Raw genomic sequence first — 6,789 nt, 5'->3', positions numbered from 1 at the left:
ATCAGACTTTATGACGGCACCGCAGTGCGAGCAAGTCCGAGCCCCACTTGGAACCTCCTGATTGCAGATTGCGCAGTGCTTGCTGTGCATATGGTGATGTGGGAAACATGACGCAATCTTCAAGCATCCCTGGTGCAAATTTAGAGGCTGAAGTTGAGCGTTGGGCTGCTGCCGGTTTCAAAGACACCTTATTAAGGTGCATGGACTGCCCCTGGTCCGGTAGACAAACCCCGCCTATCCTTGGACTGCGCCTAGTCTGGTAGACAAACCCCGCCTAGGGCCTGCGCCGAGACCAGGGACCAGTTCGCATCAACAAGGAAGGCAATCAATGGCGGTGGCCACGCGCACGGTCAATGCGAACGCCTCGTCCGGGACGCAGAACGGTCGGCCGTGCCCCGCTAGCCCCTATGGCTACTTGCTGCTACAGCCGACATTCGTTGTTCAGAAGCGAATGTCGATTGCCAGTCTGGCACAGACATTCGATCAGCGCGTAAACCCGCCTCTTGGAGCCCACACGATTGACTTGGCGGTGCAATTCACGGCTTGCCCGCCGAAACAGCACGCCTGACCTGGGCGCTCAGCTTGCGGCCGAACGCCCAGAGATCTTCAAAGAGATGCGTCCTTGATCTTCTTCAGAGGGCGAACCTTCACGCGCACAGAAGCTGGTTTGGCTGCGAACTCGCGTTCGACCTTTGTGAAGGGGTCGATACCACGGCGCTTCTTCTTCGCAGGGATCGCCTGCGCGGTGATCTTGAGAAGACCAGGCAGCGTGAACTCACCGAGGCCCTTCTTGCTCATGGAGGCCAAGATCGTGGCCTCCAGCGCAGCCAGCACCGCTTTGGCGGCCTTCGGCTCGACACCAGCGATCTCAGCCAAATGAGCCTGAAGCGTGGTCTTGTTGAACGCCGTCTTGATTGGCTTCAGGGGCGCCATGCTTGGAGCTGGCTTCTTAGCCACTGTAGCCTTGGGGGCCGCGACAGCCTTCTTCGCAGCGATGGATTTCTTTGCAGTTGCCATGGATGTACTGACTTTCGATTGATGAGAATGCGCAAAGCGCGCAACACGATTGTAGGAAGCCAGTGCAACTAGCGAGGGACCTTGCCCAGGACCACTCGCGTCTCAACCCCAATCGCCTTACACATGTCGATGAACTCGATCACGTCGAGGTACCACTTCCCGATCTCAAACTTCGACACACACGACTTCGGTCGCTTCAGCCACTTCGCCAGTAAAGCCTGCCAGGAGTGCTTCCACATTGCCCTCGTCCATTCTCAAAGCAGCGGAATACCGAGTGTTGGTAGTCGGAAAGTCTGAGTAGTCCCTGATCGTGGAGGCCCACCGGACGTCAAGCACAGGGGATGCGCGTTTCGCGCATCCCCTCACACGGCCTCGTCAATCGAACGTGAGCGTTTCCTTGAATGTCGACAAGGCGGCCGCATGTCCCGACAGCGGGTCATGCAGGATGCGCTTGATGTTGCGCACCTTGTTCGTGCCCGGCGTGTGCCAACTCAACTCCACCACCGTGCGCCCATCTCCATCCAGGCCATGCCTCAAACCATTCACGTCCTTGTATGCGCAGTCGGGCAAACACGACAGAAATTCATCTGCTACCAAACTGCTGTAGGCGACCACTTCGTTTGCATCGGGTTTGACAACACAGTTGCCCCCAGTGTTGACGAACCCATCCGAGCCACTCAGCGCGACCGAGGTTGGCCCAAAGGCGTAGCGCTGCTGCGCCTGGACGCTGTTTATGCATGCCGTGTTGGTGATCACGCTGGTCGCTGTCTTGCCGGCAAAGCTCGCCACAGTTCCACCCGCAACCTGCCCGATGCTCTGGCTGAAGTGCGCAATGACATCCGGTACGCTCACCAGAGGTCGCCCGCTAGCATGAGCTGTCAGAAACGCCTGCACCGCCGCGTCGTTCTCGAAGGCTTCGATACGTTGCGAAAAGTCCACGTTGAACACACCACTGAAGATCGGCAGGCTGATCCCGTTGGACGGGTCGTTGTCCGCATCGATCGTCTGCAGAAACCTGAGCTGATTCACGAGTTGGTCGAGATCCGTGTCCTCCACGCCCGTATCACTGGGCGTCAACGTGCTGAAGCCAATGGACGAAGACAGCGGCTGACCGTAGAGCGTGAAGGCAACGGTTTCGCCAGCCACATACTTGAAGCGACCGGAACCATCGGTCTTGCCGGATTGCGTGGGTGTGGAGTAGCCCAAGCCCTCCACCGCCGCATCCAGGAACTGACCAGTCAGCACGGCGTCGCCACTTCCGCCACCGCCACCGCCACCGCCACCGCCGCAGGCAGCCAACACGATTGACGCAGCCAACACCATCCCGGCTTTCAGGGATGACGTCTTCCAGCTTGAAATGGCCTTCTTTTCCATGGGGTTCTCTTTCATTTGAATTGCTCCTCCTTCGAGCGATGAATGATCAGACCTTGCCGCAGCGCGCGCCGGCAAGAAAGATAAATGGACGGTCCAACAACCCCCATGCGATGCAGCGCGTCAAGACGCGCATACCGCACCGACAAGGGGTGTGAACTATCCCCAACCAACCGCCAAACACTGGCCACGAGCGCCCGACGCACACCGCGGCGCTTGACGAGGTAAGCCACGAGGGCCATCGGCCCGATGAGCACCGACAAACCGATCCAGGCAATGGCGGGAATGCCCACCCGGGTCGCGCCCAATCGACGCATGTCGATGACGATTCCAATTGCCAAGAGCAGCGCTCCCAGCGACCACGAGACGAAAAAACACATCTTCTTTCTCCATGAATATCATATGCGCATTTAGATTATTGAATGCGCATCTAGAATTTTTTGAATGCCAGCCCCCATCCAAGACGCCCGCCACCAGGACATCGCTGCCCTGTTGGTGGCGCTGCGCAAGGAACGAGGCTGGTTGCAGCAGGACGTGGCGCATCGCATGCGCCGCACACAGACCTTTGTCTCGAAGTACGAGACCGGTCGGCGGCGCCTGGATGTGATCGAGCTGCTGGACATCCTGCGGGCGCTGGATGCCGATCCCCACGAGTTCGTGGACCAGATCCTGGCCCTGCCCAAGCGCGCGAAGCGCTGAGGCAGCCGGTCTTTTCTTCCTTCTTTTTTTGCCGCCGTTCAGGCGATCAGCTTGTTCGCCTCCTCCCAGGCGCGCTGCTTGAGCATGGCTCCCACACCGAACCAGGCCGCATCTCTGCGATGGTCATCGCTGCGGGCACGGCGGTGGTGATCGATGTATTCCGTGACGCCGTTGACCAGACCCCAGGCGGTTCCAGCGGCTGAGGCCAATTCAGCGCCCTTACCGTTGCCGGCATACAGCGCCTGGACTGCCTTGAGAGCGCTGTCGTTTACGGTGGCCACCGAGATCGCCGGGTTTTTGGTGCGGTCGGCGTGGTCTGAGACGCCTGTGGTGTTGTAGGTCAGCACGCGCTTGAAGAACGCTTCGGCTTGCTCGTTGGTCACCCGGCGCTCAGACAGGGCCTTCATTCGGCTCATGAAGCCATCCCAGGATGAGATGGCAATACCGAGTTGGCGCTTGACGGCCTGGGCGTCGAACTGGCTGCGGTGCGGGACCTTGACCGCACCCTGTCCTTGCCCCAACGCGATTGCCAGTGTGTTGTTGCAGACCACCCGGATCGAGGTGAACTGGGCGATCGTCGCCAGGGTGCCATCGCAGGCGGTGGCCAGCAGCAGATAGCCGTGCACGTCGTCCCGGCCCTTGAGCGTGGCGCTTTGTCCCGTGCGGGCCAGAGCCCAGAACTTGCGACCTTCCTTGAGCACACCAGCTGTTTCCAACTCAAAACCGCCGACTTCGGTGAGGTCACGGTAGAACTCCAGGATCTCGCCGGGCTGCACGACCTGGTACCGCTTGGAGACAACGGAGAGCGGGGCCTTGGTGTCGGAGCGGTAGAGGACTTTCTGATGGGGGAAGGCGTGGATGGTGCCCAGGCCTTTGGCATCGGATGCATCGTGGGAGACGAAGCGGACTTCGGACTCTTCGATGCGCCAGTCCATGCCGGCGCTCTTGGCCCAGACGTCCAGGGGTTGATGGGGGCCAAGGCGGTTGCCCAGGCCGTGCCAGGGGGTTTCGTTGGCGTAGGCCATGGTTTGTACGAGGTGCATGAGGAACTCCTGAAAGGGAATGCGGCATAAAAAAACCCGGCTGAGGCCGGGTTGTATGCAAGCGAAAGAGAATGGGAGGAGAAATACGAGAAGAGCAAGACGCGAAGGTCAGCCCTGACAAGCCGCATGGTGGGGATGCATGTAGGGGTGGTAGACGCCGTGGGGGTGCTCCTCCTCGGAGTCCTCAGGAAGCCAGTGAGGGCCATGACCTCGATGAGGGAAGAACATCGGGTGGTCCGAGTGAGAGTCTTCGGATCGGGGATGCGTCTGAGACATGTCGGGCGACGGGTCCACCGGAGTCGCTGAAGCCCGGCTGAAGCTGTGGCCACAGTCCGCGCAACGGTAGTTGTTGAGGACCTTGTTGTCGATCAGGTCACCCACCACACCGCCAGCGGCGCAGCCGGTGGCCGCACCGGCCAGGGCTGCGAGCATGGCACCCGCGACGGCGCTCAGCAATGCTCCTGCGGGGCCCGTTGGCGCACCCACCACAGCGCCGATGCGCGCGCCTTGCCAGACTGTGGCGGCGCTGTAGATGCCGCCGGCGAGGCCTCCGAGCATGACGGCGCTCTTGCGTCCATGGTTCAAGGTGGCGACGCTGGTACTGCGGCAATGGGGGCAATCGAGGATGGATGCGCGTGTCATGCTGCCTGGTCTTCCGCAGGAGCATGCGATGGGCAAGTACGGCAGGCCTGGTTCTGGAGGTGGCTCCAGATCAGACCGAGCAAGAAGACGATGCCGAACGCGAAAAGCGTTTCGAGGGGAGAGGGTTGGGGAAACACGGTGACTCCTTGAGATGGACAAGGCGCTGGAACTGATGCTCCAGCGCGAGAGCTTCAGGGGCTCTCAGTACCGTGATATGGGTTTGAAAAATTCTAGAATTTAGCATCCGAGCGAGCGGTACCAGCGCAACAGCGCCGGACGGCGTATCGAATGGCAGCTGACTAGGCTCCATCTGAAGTCCCCTCGAAAACCTGAACCAGTTGGAAGTAGAGAATTCCCTCAGCAGGAGTCTCTACATGAAGAAATCCAGATTCAGTGAAGCGCAGATGGTCGGCGTTCTCAAGAAAGTCGAGCTTGGCGCGAAGGTCGCCGAGACGTGCAGGAAGCACGGCATCAGCGATGCCGACGTACTACATATATGGACTCCCGGTTAGATGCAACCGTTGGTGAGAGATGTTTGTGGACTGATGGAAGACATGCGTGTCGATTGCGTACATATATTCGGCGTCACGACGAGGTCGGCGCCCCGATGGAATCCGCGCATCCAGGCCTCAACAAATGGCAAATGGCAGGCCGTCAAGACAAGGCCGATGTAATACTCAGGCGCCCTGGATGCCGGATCGACCGATGTGCCATCAATGAACTACAGCGCGCTTGACAGAACTTGATCAAACTGCAGGTCGATAGACCTCCTTCTTGGCCAGCAGGACCCAGATCACTCGGGCCATCTTGTTGGCAATCGCGACGATGGCTTTAGGTGCTCCTCTTCGTGAAGCAACCTCAAGTGCCCAGGCATGCTTGGCATCATTCTTCTTGGGGGCGGTTCTGAGAACAGCTTGAGCTCCGTGAACAAGCAAGGTTCGCAGGTATTTGTCCCCTCGCTTGGTAATCCCCATGAGAAGCTTTCGGTCGCCGCTGGAACGCTGGCGTGGGACCAAACCTAGCCATGCCGCGAAGTGTCGGCCATTCTTGAACTCATGAGGATCCCCAATGGCTGCGACAAACGCCTTGGCGGTCTTGGTGTCGACACCCTCGATACGGGCAATGCGCTGGCAAGCTTCATTGCTTTGGAAGACCGCATCAATACGACGGTCAAATCCCTTGATGCGCACGTCAAGTGCGCTGAGTTCGTCCATAAGTTCGGCGAGCATCGTTCGCAAGATAGGCGTCAGAGGGTTGTTCAGGTCCTGCGCGATCACCGGAACCTCTCTGCGTACTCGGGTCAGGGCTTTGGCGAACACGATGCCGCGCTCGGCCAGGAGGCCGCGGATTTGACAGACCAATGCGGTGCGCTCGCTGACCAGTCGCGATCGGACCCGGTGCAGACCTTGTACATCTTGTTGCTCGATGGTCTTTACGGGAACGAATCGCATGTTGGGGCGCTGCATGGCTTCGCAGATCGCCTCTGCATCGTTTCCATCGTTCTTGCTGCCTTTGACAAACGTTCGAACAAACTGAGGGCTGATCAGCCGAACGTCGTGCCCAAAGCGTCTGAATTCACGAGCCCAGTGGTGAGCTGAAGCACAGGCCTCCATCGCGATCACACATGGGGGCAATTTGGCAACGAATTCAGGGAGCTGATCCCGCATCAGTCGCCGACGAAACACCACCGAACCGTCGGCGGCCGCGCCGTGCAGTTGAAACACATTCTTGGCCAGATCGATCGCAAGGAAGCAGCACTCGGTCATGATGTTCTCCTTTGAAAGGGGTGGAAACACTGCGGTGACTGCGCATCGTGCGCGCCAACATGGAGGGAGTCCATCCCATTAAGTGGAAGAGCCAGTTCGCGGGCATGACGGTCTCGCATTTGTCGCAGCTGCGCCAACTGCAGGACGAGAACGCCAAGCTCAAGCGCATGTACGCCGACCTGGCTCTCATGCACCACGCGCTCAAGGATGTTGTTGACCGAAAGCTCTGACCCCGGAGCGACGCGAGACGG

General features: G+C 59.4%; 8 protein-coding genes and 1 pseudogene. 3 read left to right on the top strand and 6 right to left on the bottom strand.

Features of this window, described 5'->3' with window-relative positions; genetic code table 11:
- Window positions 1-606: 606 nt before the first annotated feature.
- The 3 genes from HPA01S_RS20010 to HPA01S_RS20000 form a co-directional block, all read right to left on the bottom strand.
- Window positions 607-1,017 (bottom strand): HU family DNA-binding protein, encoded by a 411-nt coding sequence (locus HPA01S_RS20010; protein ID WP_066272838.1) that lies wholly within the window; start codon window positions 1,015-1,017, stop codon window positions 607-609.
- 375 nt (window positions 1,018-1,392) lie between these two features.
- Window positions 1,393-2,406: a hypothetical protein gene (locus tag HPA01S_RS20005; protein ID WP_157085108.1), complete on the bottom strand. Its 1,014-nt coding sequence runs from the start codon at window positions 2,404-2,406 to the stop codon at window positions 1,393-1,395.
- Window positions 2,403-2,768: a hypothetical protein gene (locus HPA01S_RS20000; protein WP_066272835.1), complete on the bottom strand. Its 366-nt coding sequence runs from the start codon at window positions 2,766-2,768 to the stop codon at window positions 2,403-2,405. Before HPA01S_RS20000 ends, HPA01S_RS20005 begins: the two co-directional genes overlap by 4 nt.
- Window positions 2,769-2,832: 64 nt before the next feature.
- Between HPA01S_RS20000 and HPA01S_RS19995 the strand changes: the two genes are divergently transcribed.
- Window positions 2,833-3,087 carry a helix-turn-helix domain-containing protein gene (locus HPA01S_RS19995; RefSeq protein ID WP_066272833.1) on the top strand — a complete coding sequence of 85 codons (255 nt, stop codon included), beginning with the start codon at window positions 2,833-2,835 and terminating at the stop codon, window positions 3,085-3,087.
- A gap of 38 nt (window positions 3,088-3,125) precedes the next feature.
- On the opposite strand, the gene HPA01S_RS19990 is transcribed toward HPA01S_RS19995, so the two are convergent.
- Window positions 3,126-4,130 (bottom strand): DUF932 domain-containing protein, encoded by a 1,005-nt coding sequence (locus HPA01S_RS19990; RefSeq protein ID WP_066272831.1) that lies wholly within the window; start codon window positions 4,128-4,130, stop codon window positions 3,126-3,128.
- A gap of 108 nt (window positions 4,131-4,238) precedes the next feature.
- Window positions 4,239-4,772 carry a hypothetical protein gene (locus HPA01S_RS23430; RefSeq protein ID WP_174525308.1) on the bottom strand — a complete coding sequence of 178 codons (534 nt, stop codon included), beginning with the start codon at window positions 4,770-4,772 and terminating at the stop codon, window positions 4,239-4,241.
- A 374-nt stretch (window positions 4,773-5,146) separates the two neighbouring features.
- Here HPA01S_RS23430 and HPA01S_RS19980 point away from each other — a divergent pair.
- Window positions 5,147-5,254 (top strand): annotated as a pseudogene (locus HPA01S_RS19980) (transposase); the annotation flags it as partial.
- Window positions 5,255-5,518: 264 nt separating this feature from the next.
- Here the strand turns inward: HPA01S_RS19980 and HPA01S_RS22845 are convergent.
- Entirely contained in the window at window positions 5,519-6,538 is a 1,020-nt protein-coding gene (locus HPA01S_RS22845; protein ID WP_084360849.1) for an IS110 family RNA-guided transposase, read from the bottom strand.
- Window positions 6,539-6,597: 59 nt separating this feature from the next.
- Here HPA01S_RS22845 and HPA01S_RS23630 point away from each other — a divergent pair, with 59 nt between their 5' ends.
- Window positions 6,598-6,768, top strand: coding sequence for a transposase (locus HPA01S_RS23630; protein ID WP_157085107.1), 171 nt, complete (start codon window positions 6,598-6,600; stop codon window positions 6,766-6,768).
- Window positions 6,769-6,789: the final 21 nt, after the last annotated feature.

Origin of the sequence: Hydrogenophaga palleronii NBRC 102513 (assembly GCF_001571225.1) — a bacterium.
GTDB classification, from domain to species: Bacteria; Pseudomonadota; Gammaproteobacteria; order Burkholderiales; family Burkholderiaceae_C; genus Hydrogenophaga; species Hydrogenophaga palleronii.
This window is presented reverse-complemented; position numbering and strand designations above follow the sequence as displayed.